Below are 20,838 nucleotides of genomic sequence, written 5' to 3'. Positions count from 1 at the left end.
AGTTATATAGTCCCGATAAGATGGTAGGTATTTATCACTAAGAGTTTTCCTATCAGTACTTTGTAATTCGCAAAGACTGACGGCTCCATACGGTTGCCGCTATAGTGCGGTCATCCTATGCGCCTTACTAGCTTCAGAAATAAAAAAGTATCGTTTTTATTTCTTTTGCGTCGTAACTCTTATAGAATAAAAATACCTATCAGTACTTTGTAACTCTATAACACTATTTTTAAGGGGGGACATTTTTATGTCAGAACGTAAATTATTCACGTCTGAATCTGTATCTGAGGGGCATCCGGATAAGATTGCAGACCAAATTTCAGATGCGATTTTGGATGCTATTTTATCTAAGGATCCAGAGGCGCACGTTGCTGCTGAGACAGCTGTATATACTGGTTCCGTCCATGTTTTTGGTGAAATATCTACAAATGCTTATGTGGATATTAACCGTGTGGTTCGTGACACTATTGCAGAGATTGGCTACACCAATACAGAATATGGTTTTTCTGCTGAGACTGTAGGAGTACATCCATCTTTGGTGGAACAATCTCCTGACATTGCTCAAGGTGTTAACGAAGCCTTGGAGGTTCGTGGGAATGCAGACCAAGATCCGCTTGACCTGATTGGCGCTGGTGACCAAGGGCTCATGTTTGGATTTGCAGTGGATGAAACAGAAGAGCTCATGCCATTGCCAATCTCACTCAGTCATAAATTGGTTCGTCGTCTGTCAGAACTTCGTAAGTCTGGGGAAATCAGCTATCTTCGCCCAGATGCTAAATCACAAGTTACTGTTGAGTATGATGAAAATGACCGTCCAGTACGTGTGGACACAGTTGTTATTTCAACTCAGCACGATCCAGAAGTCAGCAACGAACAAATTCATAATGATGTGATTAACAAGGTCATTAAAGAGGTTATTCCAGCCTCTTACTTGGATGAGCAAACAAAATTCTTCATCAATCCTACTGGTCGTTTTGTAATCGGTGGACCTCAAGGGGACTCAGGTTTGACTGGTCGTAAGATTATCGTAGATACATATGGTGGCTACTCTCGTCACGGCGGTGGTGCTTTCTCTGGTAAAGATGCGACTAAGGTGGACCGTTCTGCGTCATATGCGGCTCGCTACATTGCCAAGAATATCGTTGCAGCAGGTCTTGCTAAGAAGGCAGAAGTGCAACTGGCCTACGCTATCGGTGTTGCGCAACCTGTTTCTGTTCGTATCGATACCTTTGGTACAGGAACAGTAGCTGAAAGCAAGCTTGAAAAAGCAGCTCGTCAAATCTTTGATCTTCGCCCTGCAGGGATAATCCAAATGCTAGACCTCAAGCGTCCAATTTACCGTCAAACAGCGGCTTATGGACACATGGGACGTACAGATATTGACCTTCCATGGGAACGTTTGGATAAGGTAGATACTTTGAAAGAAGCAGTCAAATAGATAAGAAAACCAACGTTTTGAACGTTGGTTTTTATAAATATAAGTTATCCTTATTTAAATAGGATTTGTAAATTGCTGGCCTGTTATAATTTATTCATTGTTTTTAAAAATGCCCAGTTACCAATTGATTTTGCCCCGTATTTTAAGTCCATATAGTCCAGTAATACATAATCGTTTTTTTTGTAGAATGAGGTATTTCTAGCTGTACTAGTTATGAGTCCCAAGTGTTTACAGCCTTTTGATTTGACATAAGGTTCAATCCCTTGTGTCAGAAAAGTACTGCCTATTCCCCGCCCCTTACTTTCTATATTGACAGCTAAAGCCATCAAATACCAATCAAACTCCCCTGATTGTTCTAAATGCTTTTTGGAACGTTTTACAAAGTCAAAGTATTTAAGGAGATTTTGTGGTCGAATGTAGCGAAAAATGTTTGTCCCACCATTTCGTAGATAGGATAGTATACAGAAATCATTTTGTTGCAAAAGGGCAACTGCAAGTAATTCTCCATCTTGTTCCGCAACTAAACAGTTTCCTTTTTTAATATAGACTCTGGTAAGCATTGTTTGTAATGTTTCTACAAAATTAGGATAATAATCAGGCTTCTTTAAATCATCCCTTATAATCGTTAAAAAGGGATAGTCAAGAAAGGAATTGGCTAATAGTTTTCCAATTTTTTCGTATTCTTCAAGTCTTGCCTCTCGATATATCATGTCTCCCATGCTTGTCTCCTTTGTTACCTATAAAATTGTGTATGATAGGATTTCAAGATAAAAAATTGGAGATGATTTAAAAAGCTAAATAAACCTAATTTTGTTCCATAAGGTTCAAAGCACTTTCTAATCTCTCCAAGATTTTATTTGGTTGGAATCGAAATTCCAATTAATTTTTCTGAATAGAGGGTTTTGATATTGGCTTCATCAATAGAGTCCTTATCAATTTTACGTTTCAAGAAAAATTCTTGAATAGCTTCGATTTCAGGTTCGCGAATAGCGCGGTGTTTGTTTGAGATGAGGATTTCATAGTGAAGCGGAGCTTGGGTAAAAATAACATCTGTATTCCCTGCAGAATAAACTTCAACAAGGGTTGCATCTGTACTTTCTAGCTGGCTTTTTACAAGTTGCGAGTGTGAGTTTGTTGTATTGATAAGCTTCATAACATTTCCTCCGATTTTCTAATTCTATTATAGCACTTTTTGAATAAAGTAGCTTGATTTAGCCAATCTTATGCTGTTTTTTCCAAGATTCGATAGCCCATTTATGGCTACCACGTTTGAGGTTTTCAATAGCCTCATCAATAGGGAACCAGGCAATATGATTAAAGTCTTCTAGTGGCTTTTGCACTTCTTTGAAAGAAATCGCTTCATAGAGGTAGGCTGGATTGTAGTAGTAGGTGTCACGGTGACGAGAATAGAAATATTCGTCAGCTTGTCCGTAATAGGTACCAATTTCAGCTGTAAAGCCAAGCTCTTCAATCAATTCACGCTTTAGGGCTTCTTGATGATTTTCACCTGTTTCAATTTCACCACCTGGTAGGAACCAAGCACCATTAGGTGCTTGAACAAGAACAATTTGTTTTTGTTCAGCATCAGGGATAACTGCATATACGCCATAGCGTGAAACATAGTCTGTATTTGCTTTCTTTTCTCCGAAAGTTGGGTTTGCCATTGGATTTTCCTCATTATTTATTATCTTTATTATTATCTTAATGAAGAAAGACCGAGCTGTCAAGAATTTATAGTTATTTTAATAAAAAGGAGCAGAAAATTTTCATTTTCTACTCCTTTTCTGTAGGATTTATACTTCTTTTTCAGAAGTTTTTACTTCAGCTTTTTTGGCAGACTTAATTTGAATCTTGCCCTTGCTGGTCATAACTGCTTTGAGGTCTTTTTCACTTGGATTTTCAAGGTAGTAGTCAGTGATTGCGTCCTCTATATAGTCTTGAATAGTACGACGAAGTGGGCGTGCTCCCATTTTTGGATCATAACCGAGGTCAACTAATTTTTCCTTGACCTTGTCTGTCACATCTAAATGAATGTTGTTGCTAGAAAGGCGCTTGTTAACGTCTGCTAGCATAAGCTCGACAATCTGAAGGAGGTTGTCCTTGCTGAGAGCCTTAAATTCGATAATACCATCAAAACGGTTCATAAACTCTGGGCTAAAGAAGTTACCGAGTTCACCGAGAACAGAATTGGTACGTCCTTCGCGAGCGGCCCCAAATCCAACGCTGGCTTCTGCCTTACCTGTACCTGCATTTGAAGTCATGATGATGATAGCGTCCTTGAAGCTAACGGTGCGTCCTTGCCCATCTGTCAAACGACCATCGTCCAAGACTTGAAGGAACATATGCATAACATCTGGATGGGCTTTCTCTACTTCATCCAAGAGAATAAGAGAATATGGATTGCGGCGGACTTTTTCAGTTAATTGCCCAGCCTCATCGTAGCCAACATAACCTGGAGGGGCGCCGACCAACTTAGCCACGCTGTGTTTTTCCATGTATTCGCTCATGTCAAAGCGAATCATGCTGTCAGCAGAACCAAAGAGTTCGATGGCCAGTTGTTTGGAAAGTTCTGTCTTACCGACACCAGTTGGTCCGACAAAGAGGAAGCTTCCAATTGGACGGTTAGGCGTACCGAGACCGACACGATTCCGGCGAATAGCCTTGGCAATCTTATCGACTGCATCATCTTGGCCAATAACATGAGACTTGAGGTCTTCAGCTAGATGGATGAGTTGAGATTGTTCTTTCTCTTTCAAATCACCAACAGGGATATTGGTTTTCTGCTCGATAATGTGCTCAATGGTTTTCTCACTGATGATAGGAGTATCTTGGTCTGTGACCTTTTTCTTTTGCATTTCCTTATACTTGGCAATCTGGTCGCGGAAGTAGGCGGCCTTCTCAAAATCTTCCTCTCGTGTAGCTTGAGATTTAAGATTTTCAGCCTCAATCAAGCGCTGATCGATTACTTTAGGATCGACAAAATTCAAGGTCAAGTTCATCTTTGAACCAGCTTCATCCAGGAGGTCGATGGCCTTGTCAGGCAAGAAGCGATCTTGGATGTAGCGATTGGAAAGAGTTGCAGCTGCTTCAATCGCAGCATCGGTATATTGAACGTGGTGGTAGTCTTCGTATTTCTTTTGAATACCTTTGAGGATTGTGATTGTTTCGTCCACTGTTGGTTCATCGACCTTAACAGGTTGCATACGGCGTTCTAGGGCAGCATCTTTTTCAATGATGCGGTATTCATTGAGGGTAGTTGCACCGACCAGTTGCAGTTCACCACGAGCAAGGGCTGGCTTGAGGATATTTCCTGCATCCATATTGCCATCGCCCGCAGATCCCGCACCGACAATTTCATGGATTTCATCGATAAAGAGGATAATATCCTCACGTTTGCGAATTTCTTCCATGAGCTTTTGCATGCGTTCTTCAAATTGTCCTCGGATACCCGTTCCTTGAACTAGGCTAACCACATCCAGACGGATGACTTGTTTGCCTTGGAGTTTATGTGGAACATCGCCATCAACGATTTTCTGAGCTAGACCTTCGACAACGGCAGTTTTCCCGACACCTGGTTCACCGATAAGAACAGGATTATTCTTGGTTCTGCGATTGAGAATCTCAATGACACGGATAATCTCATCATCGCGTCCAATAACGGGATCTATATCTCCACGACGGGCAATTTCAGTTACGTTGATACCAAATTCTTCCAGCAGGCCTTTTTCTTGGCTTGGTGGAGGAGTTTGAGCAGGTCCACGATTTTGGGAACCATAACCGCCGTTTCCACCGTAACCTCCACCTGATTGGGTTGGGGGAGTCGGAGGAGTGTTGTTAGAAGGTCTAAAATTGTTTAGGTCATTGAAGAAATCACCAAAGGGATCAAAGTCACGATTGTTCAGATCCGTCATACCTTTAAAGAGGCTATTGTTAGGATCCATCTTGATAATCTTATAGCAGTTTTGACAAAGGTCAATTTGTTTTTGCTTTCCGTTAAGATTGGTATAAAGATGAATTGTTGAGTCATTGATTTTACAGTTTTGACAAAGCATACATCTACCTCATTTCTTTCTTTAGCCTGACCTGTTTAAAGGTCAAAAATAGTCAAATTTCTATACTCTCATTATAACAGGATTGGGGTGTAAAGCAAGTAAAAAGATTGCAGCTTTGAGAAGTTGTTACAAGGAAAATTTTTGTGATTTTAGGGAATAAAAAAATCCTATTTGTGAGACAAAAAGGATTTTGGTTAGACATGCAGGGTGTAACCCAGCTTGTTTTGTATTAGTAAAGGAGTTCGTAAATCTCCATTGCAATCAAGTCAATGCTGTCAAACGTATAAGTTTCGCGAGCTTCGACATCACGAAGGGTAAAGATTGAGCCGTTTTCTTCGTCGTGGCTGTATGCAACTTCTGCAACAACAACTCCTTCGCGTTCAAAATTACGTTTTAAATTTCCGCCGTCTTTAGCCATTGCTTCAAGGCGGTTGATGATTCTAACCAAATGTGATTCCATTTTGATTCTCCTTCATTTCTTATCGTTACTATTTTACCATAAAGGAGGCCAACTTGCCTAGAAAAAACTAAGATTTCTCGCTAATTCTACCAGCTTAAAGATTTTTTGAATAAATTAGACAAAAGATTTGAATTTTAATTCATTCCATGTTATAATCATACAGTATTCTATTTTAGAAAGCAGTGTGACTATGAATTTTTCTTTTTTACCTAAGTATTTACCTTATTTTAACTATGGGGCTGTCGTGACGGTTCTCATTTCTATCTGTGTTGTCTTTTTGGGAACTATTTTGGGTGTTGTCTTGGCTTTTGGGCAACGTTCAAAGTTTAAACCGTTTGTTTGGCTCGCCAACTTGTACGTTTGGATTTTCCGTGGGACACCGATGATGGTTCAGATTATGATTGCCTTTGCCCTTATGCACATCAATGCTCCGACTATTCAGGTTGGAATTTTAGGTGTTGACCTTTCTCGTCTGATTCCAGGGATTTTGATTATCTCTATGAACAGTGGTGCTTATGTTTCTGAGACTGTTCGTGCTGGGATTAATGCAGTTCCTAAGGGTCAGTTAGAGGCGGCCTATTCTTTAGGGATTCGTCCTAAAAATGCGATGCGCTATGTGATTTTGCCACAAGCTATCAAAAATATTTTGCCAGCATTGGGGAACGAATTTATCACCATTATCAAGGATAGTTCTCTTTTATCAGCTATTGGTGTCATGGAGTTGTGGAACGGAGCTACAACAGTTTCTACAACAACCTATCTACCTTTGACACCACTTTTATTTGCAGCCTTTTATTACTTGATTATGACTTCTATTTTGACAGTAGCCTTGAAAGCTTTTGAAAAACGTATGGGACAAGGAGATAAGAAATAATGACAGAAACCTTGATAAAAATTGAAAATTTACATAAATCCTTTGGAAAGAATGAAGTATTGAAGGGAATCAACCTCGAGATTAAAAGAGGGGAAGTTGTCGTTATCATTGGTCCTTCAGGAAGCGGGAAATCTACCTTGCTCCGCTCTATGAATTTGTTGGAAGAAGCAACCAAAGGGAAGGTTATCTTTGAGGGAGTTGATATTACGGACAAGAAGAATGACCTCTTTGCCATGCGTGAGAAGATGGGGATGGTTTTCCAACAATTTAATCTCTTTCCTAATATGACTGTGATGGAAAATATCACCTTGTCTCCTATCAAGACTAAAGGTGAAAGTAAGGAAGTTGCAGAGAAGAGAGCTAAGGAACTTTTGGAAAAAGTTGGTTTACCAGATAAGGCAGATGCTTACCCTCAGAGTTTGTCAGGTGGCCAGCAACAACGGATTGCCATCGCGCGTGGTTTAGCTATGGAACCTGATGTCTTGCTCTTTGACGAGCCAACTTCAGCCCTGGACCCTGAAATGGTAGGAGAGGTGTTGGCTGTTATGCAAGACTTAGCCAAGTCAGGAATGACCATGGTTATCGTAACACATGAAATGGGATTTGCTCGTGAGGTGGCAGACCGTGTCATCTTTATGGCAGACGGTGTGGTTGTTGAAGACGGAACACCCGAACAGATTTTTGAACAAACCCAAGAACAGCGGACTAAAGACTTCTTGAGTAAGGTTTTATAATCTATTTTAAACTTTCAAGAGAAGATTAGTGAAAAGCTAGGCTCAATACCAGTCAAGTGGAACTTACTTTGAGAAGTTACCCCCCTTATTAATAACATCCATAAATTGGATATTAGGATTTTTAATATAAAGTAGTTTTGTGTTAAAATATAATTGTTCCATATGATTCTCTCTAATGATGGTTTGGTCGCTTTTCATTATGGGTCATATGGAACTTTTTTCTACAAGAAAATAGGTTTCATAGTATTTATAATAGATTTACCCACTACAAATAATATAGAGCATTTTTTATGTGGAAAACTCAAGGAAATCATCGCTTTTTTCATAAAAAAATGCTATAATGAAGGGTATGAAATATCACGATTATATCTGGGATTTAGGTGGAACTTTACTGGATAATTACGAAACTTCAACAGCTGCCTTTGTTGAAACATTGGCATTGTATGGCATCAAACAAGACCATGACAGTGTCTACCAAGCTTTAAAGGTTTCTACTGATTTTGCGATTGAGATATTCGCTCCCAACTTAGAGAATTTTTTAGAAAAGTACAAGGAAAATGAAGCCAGAGAGCTAGAACATCCGATTTTATTTGATGGAGTTTCTGGTTTATTGGAAGACATTTCAAATCAAGATGGCCGTCATTTTTTGGTTTCTCATCGAAATAATCAGGTCTTGGAAATTTTAGAAAAAACCTCTATAGCAGCTTATTTTACAGAAGTGGTGACTTCTAACTCAGGCTTTAAGAGAAAACCAGATCCTGAGTCCATGATTTATTTAAGAGAAAAGTATCAAATTAGTTCAGGACTTGTCATTGGTGATCGACCGATTGATATCGAAGCAGGTCAAGCTGCAGGATTGGATACTCACTTGTTTACCAGTATCGTGAATTTAAGACAAGTATTAGACATGTAAGAAAAAGGAATAAGATGACAGAAGAAATTAAAAATCTGCAGGCACAAGATTATGATGCCAGTCAAATTCAAGTTTTAGAGGGCTTAGAGGCTGTTCGTATGCGTCCAGGGATGTATATCGGATCGACCTCAAAAGAAGGTCTTCACCATCTAGTCTGGGAAATTGTTGATAACTCAATTGATGAAGCCTTGGCAGGATTTGCTAGCCATATTCAAGTCTTTATTGAGCCCGATGATTCGATTACTGTTGTCGATGATGGGCGTGGTATCCCCGTCGATATTCAGGAAAAAACAGGTCGACCTGCCGTTGAGACTGTCTTTACTGTTCTTCACGCTGGAGGAAAGTTTGGCGGTGGCGGATATAAGGTCTCAGGTGGTCTTCACGGAGTGGGGTCCTCAGTTGTTAACGCCCTTTCAACTCAATTAGACGTTCATGTCCACAAAAATGGTAAGATTCATTACCAAGAATATCGTCGTGGTCATGTTGTCGCAGATCTTGAAGTAGTTGGAGATACGGATAAAACGGGAACAACAGTTCACTTTACACCGGATCCAGAAATTTTCACTGAAACAACCACTTTTGACTTTGATAAATTAAATAAACGTATTCAAGAATTGGCCTTTCTAAATCGTGGTCTTCAAATCTCCATTACAGATAAGCGTGAGGGGTTAGAACAAACTAAGCATTACCACTATGAAGGTGGGATTGCTAGTTACGTTGAATACATCAACGAAAACAAGGATGTTATCTTTGATACACCAATCTATACTGACGGTGAGATGGATGATATCACAGTTGAAGTAGCCATGCAGTACACAACGGGTTACCATGAAAATGTTATGAGTTTCGCCAATAATATCCACACCCATGAAGGTGGAACGCATGAACAAGGTTTCCGTACAGCCTTGACACGTGTTATCAACGATTATGCTCGTAAAAATAAGTTACTGAAAGACAATGAAGACAACCTAACAGGGGAAGATGTTCGTGAAGGATTAACTGCTGTTATCTCAGTTAAACATCCAAATCCACAGTTTGAAGGACAAACCAAAACCAAATTGGGGAATAGTGAAGTGGTCAAGATTACTAATCGCCTCTTCAGCGATGCCTTCTCTGATTTCCTCATGGAAAATCCACAGATTGCCAAACGTATTGTGGAAAAAGGGATTTTGGCTGCTAAGGCTCGTGTGGCTGCCAAGCGTGCGCGTGAAGTCACTCGTAAAAAATCTGGTTTGGAAATTTCCAACCTTCCAGGTAAACTAGCAGACTGCTCTTCTAACAATCCTGCTGAAACAGAACTCTTCATCGTCGAAGGAGATTCAGCTGGTGGATCAGCAAAATCTGGTCGTAACCGTGAATTTCAAGCAATCCTTCCAATTCGCGGTAAGATTTTGAACGTTGAGAAGGCAAGTATGGATAAGATTCTTGCTAATGAAGAAATTAGAAGTCTTTTTACCGCGATGGGAACAGGATTTGGTGCAGAATTTGATGTTTCAAAAGCCCGTTACCAAAAACTTGTTTTGATGACCGATGCCGATGTCGATGGAGCCCACATTCGTACTCTTCTTCTAACCTTGATTTATCGTTATATGAAACCAATACTAGAAGCTGGTTATGTTTATATTGCCCAACCTCCAATCTATGGTGTCAAGGTTGGAAGCGAGATTAAAGAATATATCCAGCCAGGAGCGGATCAAGAAATTAAACTCCAAGAAGCTTTGGCCCGCCATAGTGAAGGACGTGCCAAACCAACCATTCAGCGTTATAAAGGTTTGGGTGAAATGGATGATCACCAGTTGTGGGAAACAACCATGGATCCCGAACATCGCTTAATGGCAAGAGTTTCTGTGGACGATGCTGCAGAAGCAGATAAAATCTTTGATATGTTGATGGGGGATCGAGTAGAGCCTCGTCGTGAATTTATCGAAGAAAATGCCGTCTATAGTACACTTGATGTCTAAAAAATCGGGAGAAGTAGTTCCCTTGGTCTAAAAAATATGATATAATCATTACGATTGTTTCAAGTAAAAAAGGAGTTTAATATGTCTGGTAGTCTAGTAGTATATCTTATAATTGCAATTGCAATTATATTGCTGATTTCATATGCTATAGCAATTTATGTACGGAAACGCAATGAAAGTAAATTAGCAATTTTAGAAGAGAAAAAAGAAGAGCTGTACAATCTTCCAGTTAATGATGAAGTTGAAGCTGTAAAAAATATGCACTTGATTGGACAAAGTCAAGTGACTTTCCGTGAATGGAACCAAAAATGGGTTGACCTATCTCTTAACTCTTTTGCCGATATCGAAAATAATCTTTTCGAGGCAGAAGGTTATAACAATTCATTCCGTTTTTTTAAGGCTAGTCATCAAATTGACCAAATCGAGAGCCAAATTACTTTAATTGAAGAAGATATTGCTGCAATTCGCAATGCTTTAGCAGATTTGGAGAAACAAGAGTCTAAAAATAGTGGACGTGTTCTTCATACCTTGGACTTGTTTGAAGAGTTGCAACACCGAGTGGCTGATCATTCTGAAGAATATGGCCAAGGTTTAGCTGAAATTGAGAAACAATTGGAAAATATTCAATCAGAGTTTTCTCAGTTTGTTACTTTGAACACTTCAGGTGACCCAGTAGAAGCTGCTGTGATTTTGGATAATGCTGAAAATCATATCTTGGCTTTGAGTCACATTGTTGACCGCCTGCCAGCGATTGTAAAAACATTATCTAAAGAGCTACCTGATCAATTGGAAGATTTGGAAGACGGTTACCGTAAGCTTTTAGATGCTAACTATCATTTTGCTGAAACGGATATTGAATCTCGCTTCCAATTGCTTTATGAATCTTTGAAGAAAAACCACGAAAATATTGCACAATTAGAGTTGGATAATGCTGAGTATGAAAATACTCAAGTTCAAGAAGAAATCAATGCACTCTATGATATCTTTACACGAGAAATCGCTGCTCAAAAAGTAGTAGAAGGATTAGTTACAACCCTTCCTACATATTTGAAACACATGAAAGATAGTAATGCTGTTTTAGTGGAAGATATTCAACGATTGAGTAACAATTACCTACTATCTGAAACGGATGTTAGTCATGTTCACAGATTACAAGCTGAGTTAGAATCTTTGGAAGAGTCAGTATTGGAATTAACTTCTGAACAAGAGGAACATTCTGAACCTTATTCATTCCTTGAAGATCGTTTGGAAAACTTACAAGCGACTTTGAAGGAAATTGAAGATGAACAAGTTGCGGTTAGTCAACGTCTTGCTCAGATTGAAAAAGATGATATCAATGCTCGCCAGAAGGCAAATGTTTATGTTAATCGTCTTCACACGATTAAGAGATATATGGAAAAACGCAATCTTCCAGGTATTCCTCAGAATTTCTTACAGTTGTTCTTTACAGCAAGTAACCATACTGAAGAGTTGATGGCTGAACTAGAAGAAGCTCGGGTCAATATCGAAGCTGTGAACCGTATGCTTGAAATTACAACCAATGATATGGAAGCACTTGAAGAAGAAACCTATAATATTGTTCAATATGCAACGTTGACAGAACAATTGCTACAGTATTCGAACCGTTACCGCTCATTTGATGAACGAATTCAAGAAGCTTTTAATGAATCATTAGAAATTTTTGAAAAAGAATTTGATTACCATGCTTCATTTGATAAGATTTCGCAAGCTTTGGAAGTTGCAGAACCAGGTGTAACCAACCGTTTTGTCACTTCATACGAAAAAACACGTGAGACGATTCGTTTCTAACATAATAAAAGGCTCCATAATATTTGTTGTGGGTAAATCCCCCTATAGATATTATGGAGCCTATTTTTTTGTTCAAAACGAGTAATAGTACTTATTTCTCATTGAAATTATAGCCTGAATTTGATATGATATTTCTATGGATAAAAGTAGAGCAAATCGTGTTGAGCACGATAAAAAGAGAATCGGTTTAATAGCCCTAGTAGCTATCTTTTCGGTAAGTATTTGCGTCCTTGGTTCAATGATTGGATACAAAATATACACAAAACAAAGTTTTGAACAAAGGATTGAATCTCTCAAAAAAGAGAAAGATAATCAATTGAGTGAGGGAAATCAGAAAGATCATTTTCGTAAGGGACAAGCCGAAGTAATTGCCTATTATCCTCTCCAAGGGGAGCAAGTGATTTCATCTGTAAAAGAAATCATGACACAGGATATTAAGGAAAATCTGGAAGACAAGGAAAATTTAGTTTTTTATTATACGGAGAAACAGGATTCGACTTTAAAAGGGATTGTTAACCGAAGTGTGATGAAACAAGTCTATGATTTAACTTTGTCAAAAGTTGAAGAGACTGAAAAAACTAGTCTGGCAAAAGTCCATTTGACAGAAGATGGTAAACCTTTTACACTTGATCAATTATTTTCAGATCCTAGTAAAGTCAAAGAGCAGTTGTTAAAAGAAATCACCTCTTTCTTACAGGATAAGAAATTGGACCAAGAAAAGATTGATCAAGTTGTTAAAGGCTTCTCTGATCAAGACTTGTCTGGATGGAATTTTGATTACAAGGATAGTCAGATTATCCTTTATCCAAGTCAGTCAGTTGAAAATCTAGATGAGATTGCCTTACCAGTATCTAGTTTCTTTGATGTAGTACAATCCTCTTATTTATTAGACAAGGATGCCGAACTTTATAAGGCTTATTATGAAAAGAAAAACCAAAAAGTGGTAGCTCTAACTTTTGATGATGGACCAAATCCTGCAACGACAAATCAAGCATTAGATACACTTTCTAAGTATGGTATCAAGGCAACTTTCTTTGTTTTAGGTAAGAATGTTTCTGGAAATGAAGAGATTTTGAAACGCATGAAATCGGATGGCCATGTTATTGGAAACCATAGTTGGAGTCATCCAGTGCTTTCAAAACTTTCACTTGACGAAGCTAAAAAACAGATTACTGATACTGAGGATGCGCTAACTAAAGTGTTGGGTTCTAGTTCCAAACTTATGCGTCCGCCTTATGGAGCCATTACAGACGACATTCGAAATAGCCTTGATTTGAGTTTTATTATGTGGGATGTGGATAGTCTGGATTGGAAGAGTAAGAATGAAGCAGCAATTTTGACAGAGATTCAACGTCAAGTTCGTAATGGTTCGATTATCTTAATGCATGATATCCATGCTGAAACAGTCAATGCTTTACCAAAGATTATAGATTATCTAAAAGAGCAAGGATATCACTTTGTCACAGTTCCTGAAATGCTTAATTCACGATTAAAAGCACATGAACTATTCTATGACCGTGATCAGTAAGACTTTTGCTGAATAACTAATTAAATCGTAAGTAATTTTTCAATAAATAAATTTAGTCTTGTATTAATCGAGGCTAAATTTTTTTATGTTTAAATCTCATGATAGGATTGGTTAATATTACAATTTTGTTACAAAATAATATTTTGATAGAATTTTCAGATAATTTGGTATATAATACTTTTAATTTAAATAAAAAGGAGTGATTTTATGGGAGATTGCAAAGATTTTTGTCCTAACAAGTACCAAATAGCAACAATTTTTCTGCTAACGGTCTTTGCTTTCGGATTTGCTTTCGCACAGGTTAGTGCCGATGAGGGAAAATTTGAAACATCCAATCAAGTTACACGTACTGTAACGACTAATAAATTAGATGATTCAAATAAGCTTGCATCACCAGTCACGGCTGACAAGAATGCTCTAAATTCTTCTTCGAAAGAAAAAACAGAAGTGATAGAGTCATTAAAACAAGATGATTCTATCGAGTATAGAGATAATAAGTCAGACAAGGATTTAACCACACAGAAAGAAACGACTGCTATAAAAAGTGAAGAGAAGAAGGAAGAATCAGCAGTGAAAAGTAATTCTTCTTCAGAAAGCATACAATCACAGTCGTTATCTCAAGGTGGACATAAAGAAAAGCCGAACAGTATCTCCAGTAATGAAATTATTACTGTCCCTAAAACCTGGGAAGCAGGACATAAAGGACAAGGAACTGTAGTCGCTGTTATAGATTCAGGTCTTGATTTGAATCATGAGGTTTTGCGTATTTCTGATCCGTCAAAGGCGAAATTTAAAAATCAGGATGATATCGAAAAAGCTAAAAAGGCTGCTGGTATTGACTATGGGAAATGGTACAGTGACAAAGTAGTATATGCTTATGATTACTTTGATGGAACTGATAATATAAAAGAGGCTGAAAAAGAGTCTCATGGAATGCACGTTACTGGAATTGTAGCTGGAAATCCTGTTAATAAAGCACCGAATTCTGAGAAGGTTTACGGGGTGGCGCCAGAAGCTCAAATTATGTTTATGAGAGTTTTTTCAGACAGAGATAAAACTACAGCCTCTGCCCTTTATGTAAAAGCTATTGATGATGCTGTTGCATTAGGTGCAGATGTGATCAATATGAGTTTGGGTGCAGGTGCGGGTTCAACGGTAGATGCTGGTTCAGATATCATTGATGCAGTAAAAAGAGCACGCGCTAAAGGAGTATCTGTTGTTATCGCTGCAGGTAATAGTAATACTTTCGGTAGAGGTTTTTCACAACCATTGGCAGCAAATCCTGATTATGGTCTTGTCGGAAATCCCTCTACAGTGGAAGATTCAATTTCTGTTGCTTCTATTAATAATAAAATTCTAACTACTGAAGTCTTTGAAGTAAAAGGTTTAGAAAATGACGCTACCCTTGATTATGGTAAGTTTGATTTTAATAGACCTGAAACAGAAAAAGATTTTGAAAACGGGAAAGAATACGAATATGTAGCAGCGGGTATTGGTCGTGAAGAAGATTTTGCTAATATTGATGTAAGAGGCAAGTTAGCACTGATTCAACGTGGTAAAATTAATTTTTCTGATAAGATTAAAAATGCTCTTCAACATGGTGCAGCTGGAGTTTTAATTTATAACAACGTTGAAGGTGCAAATGTTAGTATGTCTGTTACAGGTGATGCTAAGAAAATCCCATCTGTCTTTATTTCAAAACATTATGGTGAAATTCTTAAGTCTGGTCAGTATAAAATTGTCTTTAATCACAAGATGGATAATCGTAAATCAGATGTTGCAGACCAATTGTCAGATTTTTCAAGTTGGGGAGTTACAACAGATGGACAATTGAAACCAGATGTTACTGCACCTGGTGGAAATATCTATTCATCATTTAACGATAATAGCTATGGAAGTATCAGTGGAACAAGTATGGCGGCTCCTCATGTAGCTGGTGTCGCAGCATTAGTCAAAGAATATTTAGCAAAGAAACATCCTGAATTATCAGCTAGTCAAATTTCAGAGATTGTAAAAGCTTTAATTATGTCTACTGCAAAACCACATTTTAATAAACAAACTGGAGCCTATACTTCTCCACGTCAGCAAGGTGCTGGCGTAGTTGACACGATGGCGGCAACAAGCACAGATTTATTTGTAACAGGTGCAAATAACTATCCAAGTGTTACTCTTGGCAATGTTGGTGATAAATTTACCTTTGAAGTTACAATTCATAATATTTCGGATAAAGACCAAACACTGAAGATGATTGTAAATACAAATACGGACGAAGTTACTGAAGGGAAATTCACTCTCCGTCCACGAAAACTAACTGAAACAGTTTGGCCTGAAGTAACTGTGAAAGCTCATAGTACGAAGACGGTAACAGTTAGTGTAGATACAAGTAAGTTTACTGAAGAACTTAGCAAAATAATGCCAAATGGTTATTTTCTAGAAGGATTTGTTAGATTTGTTAATCCTGCAGATGATGGTTCTGTTATTGGTTTACCATTTATGGGATTTAAGGGAGAATTCCAAAATCTACCTGCAATTGAAAAACCAATTTATCAATTGATTAAGGAAGGAAACAGTGGATTTTACTCTGAAATTGATAAAGATAATCCAGGAATTTCACCTTCAGACGATGCAACTTATTTAACAAGTTCTGAAAATGATGTAAATGTTTTAAAAGCAGAGCGTCAAGGAAGTCGAGTGACTGTACTCGGAGTGAAACAAGATGCTGAAGGAAAATACCATCTACAATTAGATGAAAAGGGGAACATCCGCCTTGCTATCTCGCCAAATGAGGATGGTAATAAAGATTCTGTTAAATTTAAAACTCTTGTCTATAGAAATTTGGTAAATCTTCGTGCGACGGTTTATGATTCTTCGGATACAACACACAGTCAGCCTATTTGGCAAAGTCGTCCAACAGACCTTGTAAAAAATTATTTTGATGGCGATACTAGAAATCCAAGAAGTTACATTTTAGATAAAACAGCTTGGGGAGGACAGGATTCTAATGGAAATCGAGTTTCTGATGGAATTTATGACTATGTTATTAGTTATAAGCCAGATGTCCCTGGAGCTGAGGAACAATATACAACATTTAAAATTCAAATCGATACACAAAAACCTCTGATTACTTCGGGATATATTCGTTCTCAAAAAGATCAAGAACAATTTATAGCTCGTAAACCTCAGGATGTAGGAAATGGCGGAATTCTTCTAGAAAAAGTCTTTTATATTCGTCCTTCTGAAAATAGAGAAGCGACAGATTCAGAAATCGAACAGTATCAAATTATCAAACAAAATGAAGATGGTAGTTATACACTTCCTAAGAACGTTGATAAATCGAAAATCTTCTATTATGTAGAAGACTTTGCGGGAAATGTAGATTTTATATCTCTCAAAGATCTTGTAGGTGAAGAAAATAGTGGCCGTGTAAAAATTGCTATACTAAACAATAAAACCAAGGATGAGATTGATACAACTTATGTTTATCGCATTAAAAATAGCGAAGGTCAATATGTAACTGTTGACAAGTCAAAAGATATTAATTTCTTGAAATTTGGGCATTATGTTGCAGAAATTTTTAGCTATGACCGTACAGAGTTAAAATTTGTGAGTGCTCTATCTAAGGAATTTGATTTAACGAAAGAAAACAGTTTTCAAACTATTACCTTCTTGGCTAACAAAATGAAATATGCTCCAGTAACGATTGGCTTTAATCAAGCTGTTCCTGGAACTACAACGATTACTTTAGTAGGTGAAGACGGTCAGAGTCAAGTCTTGCCAGCTGAAACATATGGTAAACATTCTTATGGTAAGAAAGTAGTTACTGGTGAATATAAAGTTCTTGTAAATCTATCAAACGGTTATGAATTACTTGATAATCTTCAACCATTTAAAGTTCTGTTTGGTAAAAATAATGTTTTGTCACTTTCAGTTGTTTCTAAGTTAGCTCTGATTGCAGCTTTAAATAAACAAATGGAAGTAGTTAAAACTCCGAGATATTATAATACAAAACAGAAGTTAAAAGAGATTTTTGATCAAAGTGTCAAAGATGCGCAACTAGCATTGGGAAGTAAACTTAACCAAGATAAAATTGACCAAATTGTTAAAGCTTTAGAGTCTGCTATGCAAACATTGGATGGTAAGGAATCTGATATCACATCATTGAAGAATGCCATTAAAGCATATGCTGAGACAGTTAAAAAAGGTAAATATATAAATTCTGATCAAGAACGCAAAGGTCAATATGATCGTGAATTCAAACTCTTGGCATTATTAATTACAAAAGATTTGATAACTCAAGATGAAATCGACCGTCTATTGACCGCTTTCTTGCAAGCACAAGACCAGCTGAATGGGAAAGAAACAGATTTCATGAGCCTAAAAAATGTTATCGTGGATGAAGTGAAGTTCCAAGACAAAGATCCAAGATTTTTGACAGCTAGCAAAGAGGAGAAAGATGCATATAATCTTATTTTCAACAAAGCTAAGCTACTTTTGGAAAATGCAGAAGCTAGTCAAGAAGAAATTAATGCAGTAATCAATGCTCTAAAAGAGACGGCTGTAAAACTTAAGGCTAATAAAGTAGAGATTTCAACCAAACCAGTTGCACCAGTTAAGCCTGTTGATCCAACTAAAGCAGTTGTACCAGTTAAGCCAGTTACCCCAGCTAAAGCAGTTGTACCAGTTAAGCCGGTTAGTCCAGCTAAACCAGTTGCATCTGTTAAGCCAGCTAATCCAACTAAACCAGTTGTAACGATTAAACCAGTTAGTCCAACTAAACCAGTTGTAATGATTAAGCCAGTTAGTCCAACTAAACCAGTTGTAACGGTTAAGCCAGTTACTCCAGTTAAACCAGTTGTAACGCTTAGTCCAGTTATTCCAACCAAGCCAGTTTCTCAAGTGCAACCTGTTAAATTAGTAAGTCACAATAGACAAGTCTCAACTATTAAGTCTTCAATTAGCAATGATAAAATTGAGAAAGCTACATCAATTGTAATACATCATTCCAATATAGAAGCTAAGCATGAGAATAAAACACTAGCTGGAAGTGGTCAACAAGTGCTTTTAGCTACAGTCAACAAAGAAGGAAAACAATTACCAGCCACTGGTGAGAATAACATGATTTCTATTATTCTAAGTATTTCAGGAATTTCTCTCTTATTGTCAGTTATTGGACTTGCAACTTTTTCAAAAAGTGAGTAGAGAATACAATACATCTTTCTATAGTTTTTGATTTACAGTATGTTGCAATTCTGATATAATAGTCAGCAGGAAAGAAAGTCTTATGGCGTTCTTCAAGCGAGCTTGGGATAGTGGGAGCCAAGTAGGGCAAAATAAAGTGCTGGCGCTTTCTGTAGTATTTTTAAAAACAATGAAGTAATAAATTAGGGTGGAACCGCGTTTCTGACGCCCCTAGTCGTAAGGCTTGGGTGTTGAAATTCGGTTCTTTTTGAATTCGTCTAATGCCTAAGTAGAAAGGAGCATAATGCTTAAAGGATCTTGTTTATGTAAAGCAGTCACCTACACTCTAGATGAAGAATTGTCGGAAATAGTTTTTTGCCATTGCTCATTTTGTCGGAAAGCAACTGCGTCTGCCTACACAGTTAATGCCAAAGTTAGCAGCAAAAATCTGGCACTGTATGGAAAAGAGAATTTGGTTACTTTTAGTTCATCTCCAGGTAAACAACGTTATTACTGCCAGAACTGTCACAGTCAAATTTTCACTACTCAAGAAAATATACCAGAAGTTTGTGCTTTGAAATTAGGAACAATAGATGAATGCGATCAGAATTTACAAACTGTTCCCAAACGTCATATTTTTCAGGACCCAGCTTTTTCTTGGTTGCTTGATAAATAAATTTAAAAAGATAATATAAATAAAAGGAGAAAACAATGTCTAAAAAATTGACTTTCCAGGAAATCATCCTTACTTTGCAACAATTTTGGAATGACCAAGGTTGTATGCTTATGCAGGCTTATGATAATGAAAAAGGTGCGGGAACCATGAGTCCTTACACTTTCCTTCGTGCTATCGGACCTGAGCCATGGAATGCAGCGTATGTAGAGCCATCACGTCGTCCTGCTGACGGTCGTTATGGGGAAAACCCTAACCGTCTTTATCAACACCATCAATTTCAAGTGGTTATGAAGCCTTCTCCATCAAATATCCAAGAGCTTTACCTTGAGTCTTTGGAAAAATTGGGTATCAATCCTTTGGAACACGATATTCGTTTCGTTGAGGATAACTGGGAAAATCCATCAACTGGTTCAGCTGGTCTTGGTTGGGAAGTTTGGCTTGACGGTATGGAAATTACTCAGTTTACTTACTTCCAACAAGTAGGTGGATTGGCAACTGGCCCTGTGACTGCGGAAGTTACCTATGGTTTGGAGCGCTTGGCTTCTTATATTCAGGAAGTGGATTCTGTCTATGATATCGAATGGGCTGATGGTGTAAAATACGGAGAAATCTTTATCCAGCCTGAGTACGAACACTCAAAATATTCATTTGAAATTTCAGATCAAGAAATGTTGCTTGAAAACTTTGATAAGTTTGAAAAAGAAGCTGGTCGTGCTTTGGAAGAAGGATTGGTGCACCCTGCCTATGACTATGTTCTCAAATGTTCACATACCTTTAACCTACTTGATGCGCGTGGTGCCGTATCTGTAACAGAGCGCGCAGGCTATATCGCTCGTATCCGTAACTTGGCCCGTGTCGTAGCCAAAACTTTTGTCGCAGAACGCAAACGCCTAGGCTACCCACTTTTGGATGAAGCAACACGAGCTAAACTCTTAGCAGAAGACGCAGAATAGTGAGTAATATTGTGCTCTAAAATCGTTAGAGGCAAGTCGAAGACTTGCTAGAGGGATATGCACCGCCGTACTTTTATGTGGGGATTTTTGAAACCTTATACTCTTCGAAAATCAAATTCAAACCACGTCAGCTTAACCTTGCCGTACTCAAGTACAGCCTACGGCTAGCTTCCTAGTTTGCTCTTTGATTTTCATTGAGTATTAGGTTCAAAAATCAGTCAGCTAAATCCACTTTGATGAGACTGTTGGAAATCTTGATTAA

15 protein-coding genes are annotated in these 20,838 nt (G+C 37.9%); 10 read left to right on the top strand and 5 right to left on the bottom strand.

Features of this window, described 5'->3' with window-relative positions; translation table 11 throughout:
- Positions 1 to 247 precede the first annotated feature (247 nt).
- Positions 248 to 1,438, top strand: a complete 1,191-nt coding sequence (gene metK / locus D8855_RS06905; protein WP_125416681.1) for a methionine adenosyltransferase — start codon at positions 248 to 250, stop codon at positions 1,436 to 1,438.
- A gap of 83 nt (positions 1,439 to 1,521) precedes the next feature.
- Here metK and D8855_RS06900 read toward each other — a convergent pair whose 3' ends face one another.
- The 5 genes from D8855_RS06900 to D8855_RS06880 all read right to left on the bottom strand — a co-directional run bounded on the left by D8855_RS06900 (position 1,522) and on the right by D8855_RS06880 (position 5,950).
- The gene (locus D8855_RS06900; RefSeq protein WP_125416679.1) at positions 1,522 to 2,157 is read right to left on the bottom strand and encodes a GNAT family N-acetyltransferase; all 636 of its coding nucleotides are present in this window, start codon (positions 2,155 to 2,157) and stop codon (positions 1,522 to 1,524) included.
- Positions 2,158 to 2,291: 134 nt separating this feature from the next.
- Positions 2,292 to 2,591, bottom strand: a complete 300-nt coding sequence (locus D8855_RS06895; RefSeq protein ID WP_000767189.1) for a DUF1827 family protein — start codon at positions 2,589 to 2,591, stop codon at positions 2,292 to 2,294.
- Between the two features lie 58 nt (positions 2,592 to 2,649).
- Complete coding sequence (locus tag D8855_RS06890; protein WP_115904774.1) at positions 2,650 to 3,102, bottom strand: NUDIX hydrolase; 453 nt, start codon at positions 3,100 to 3,102, stop codon at positions 2,650 to 2,652.
- A 129-nt stretch (positions 3,103 to 3,231) separates the two neighbouring features.
- On the bottom strand, positions 3,232 to 5,490 hold the full coding sequence (locus D8855_RS06885) for an ATP-dependent Clp protease ATP-binding subunit (RefSeq protein WP_125416677.1): 2,259 nt from the start codon (positions 5,488 to 5,490) through the stop codon (positions 3,232 to 3,234).
- A 229-nt stretch (positions 5,491 to 5,719) separates the two neighbouring features.
- Positions 5,720 to 5,950 carry a DUF1797 family protein gene (locus tag D8855_RS06880; RefSeq protein WP_000443570.1) on the bottom strand — a complete coding sequence of 77 codons (231 nt, stop codon included), beginning with the start codon at positions 5,948 to 5,950 and terminating at the stop codon, positions 5,720 to 5,722.
- A 190-nt stretch (positions 5,951 to 6,140) separates the two neighbouring features.
- Between D8855_RS06880 and D8855_RS06875 the strand changes: the two genes are divergently transcribed.
- The 9 genes from D8855_RS06875 to glyQ all read left to right on the top strand — a co-directional run bounded on the left by D8855_RS06875 (position 6,141) and on the right by glyQ (position 20,576).
- Positions 6,141 to 6,824, top strand: a complete 684-nt coding sequence (locus D8855_RS06875; RefSeq protein ID WP_033686685.1) for an amino acid ABC transporter permease — start codon at positions 6,141 to 6,143, stop codon at positions 6,822 to 6,824.
- Positions 6,824 to 7,558 (top strand): amino acid ABC transporter ATP-binding protein, encoded by a 735-nt coding sequence (locus D8855_RS06870; protein ID WP_004259929.1) that lies wholly within the window; start codon positions 6,824 to 6,826, stop codon positions 7,556 to 7,558. Before D8855_RS06875 ends, D8855_RS06870 begins: the two co-directional genes overlap by 1 nt.
- A 349-nt stretch (positions 7,559 to 7,907) precedes the next feature.
- On the top strand, positions 7,908 to 8,471 hold the full coding sequence (locus D8855_RS06860) for an HAD family hydrolase (RefSeq protein WP_064276973.1): 564 nt from the start codon (positions 7,908 to 7,910) through the stop codon (positions 8,469 to 8,471).
- A 14-nt stretch (positions 8,472 to 8,485) separates the two neighbouring features.
- On the top strand, positions 8,486 to 10,432 hold the full coding sequence (gene gyrB / locus D8855_RS06855) for a DNA topoisomerase (ATP-hydrolyzing) subunit B (protein WP_000134040.1): 1,947 nt from the start codon (positions 8,486 to 8,488) through the stop codon (positions 10,430 to 10,432).
- A gap of 81 nt (positions 10,433 to 10,513) precedes the next feature.
- The gene (ezrA, locus tag D8855_RS06850; protein ID WP_125416675.1) at positions 10,514 to 12,241 is read left to right on the top strand and encodes a septation ring formation regulator EzrA; all 1,728 of its coding nucleotides are present in this window, start codon (positions 10,514 to 10,516) and stop codon (positions 12,239 to 12,241) included.
- 136 nt (positions 12,242 to 12,377) lie between these two features.
- On the top strand, positions 12,378 to 13,769 hold the full coding sequence (pgdA, locus tag D8855_RS06845) for a peptidoglycan-N-acetylglucosamine deacetylase PgdA (protein ID WP_125416673.1): 1,392 nt from the start codon (positions 12,378 to 12,380) through the stop codon (positions 13,767 to 13,769).
- A 207-nt stretch (positions 13,770 to 13,976) separates the two neighbouring features.
- On the top strand, positions 13,977 to 18,968 hold the full coding sequence (locus D8855_RS06840) for a S8 family serine peptidase (RefSeq protein WP_125416671.1): 4,992 nt from the start codon (positions 13,977 to 13,979) through the stop codon (positions 18,966 to 18,968).
- A gap of 283 nt (positions 18,969 to 19,251) precedes the next feature.
- A complete protein-coding gene (locus D8855_RS06835) occupies positions 19,252 to 19,623 on the top strand; it encodes a GFA family protein (protein ID WP_004259961.1) in 372 nt (123 codons plus the stop codon).
- 35 nt (positions 19,624 to 19,658) lie between these two features.
- A complete protein-coding gene (gene glyQ / locus D8855_RS06830; protein WP_000038733.1) occupies positions 19,659 to 20,576 on the top strand; it encodes a glycine--tRNA ligase subunit alpha in 918 nt (305 codons plus the stop codon).
- The last annotated feature ends 262 nt before the right edge of the window (positions 20,577 to 20,838 follow it).

The organism is Streptococcus mitis (genome assembly GCF_003942685.1).
GTDB classification, from domain to species: Bacteria; Bacillota; Bacilli; order Lactobacillales; family Streptococcaceae; genus Streptococcus; species Streptococcus mitis_CD.
Note: the sequence above shows the minus strand (reverse complement) of the source record. Positions and strands in the feature narration are given on the sequence as shown.

Coding starts and splice junctions, on each gene's coding strand:
- D8855_RS06875 (WP_033686685.1), top strand. CDS start 6,141: ATGAATTTTTCTTTTTTACCTAAGTATTTACCTTATTTTAACTATGGG.
- gyrB (WP_000134040.1), top strand. CDS start 8,486: ATGACAGAAGAAATTAAAAATCTGCAGGCACAAGATTATGATGCCAGT.
- D8855_RS06880 (WP_000443570.1), bottom strand. CDS start 5,950: ATGGAATCACATTTGGTTAGAATCATCAACCGCCTTGAAGCAATGGCT.
- D8855_RS06895 (WP_000767189.1), bottom strand. CDS start 2,591: ATGAAGCTTATCAATACAACAAACTCACACTCGCAACTTGTAAAAAGC.
- ezrA (WP_125416675.1), top strand. CDS start 10,514: ATGTCTGGTAGTCTAGTAGTATATCTTATAATTGCAATTGCAATTATA.
- D8855_RS06860 (WP_064276973.1), top strand. CDS start 7,908: ATGAAATATCACGATTATATCTGGGATTTAGGTGGAACTTTACTGGAT.
- metK (WP_125416681.1), top strand. CDS start 248: ATGTCAGAACGTAAATTATTCACGTCTGAATCTGTATCTGAGGGGCAT.
- D8855_RS06900 (WP_125416679.1), bottom strand. CDS start 2,157: ATGGGAGACATGATATATCGAGAGGCAAGACTTGAAGAATACGAAAAA.
- D8855_RS06885 (WP_125416677.1), bottom strand. CDS start 5,490: ATGCTTTGTCAAAACTGTAAAATCAATGACTCAACAATTCATCTTTAT.
- D8855_RS06890 (WP_115904774.1), bottom strand. CDS start 3,102: ATGGCAAACCCAACTTTCGGAGAAAAGAAAGCAAATACAGACTATGTT.
- glyQ (WP_000038733.1), top strand. CDS start 19,659: ATGTCTAAAAAATTGACTTTCCAGGAAATCATCCTTACTTTGCAACAA.
- D8855_RS06870 (WP_004259929.1), top strand. CDS start 6,824: ATGACAGAAACCTTGATAAAAATTGAAAATTTACATAAATCCTTTGGA.
- D8855_RS06840 (WP_125416671.1), top strand. CDS start 13,977: ATGGGAGATTGCAAAGATTTTTGTCCTAACAAGTACCAAATAGCAACA.
- D8855_RS06835 (WP_004259961.1), top strand. CDS start 19,252: ATGCTTAAAGGATCTTGTTTATGTAAAGCAGTCACCTACACTCTAGAT.
- pgdA (WP_125416673.1), top strand. CDS start 12,378: ATGGATAAAAGTAGAGCAAATCGTGTTGAGCACGATAAAAAGAGAATC.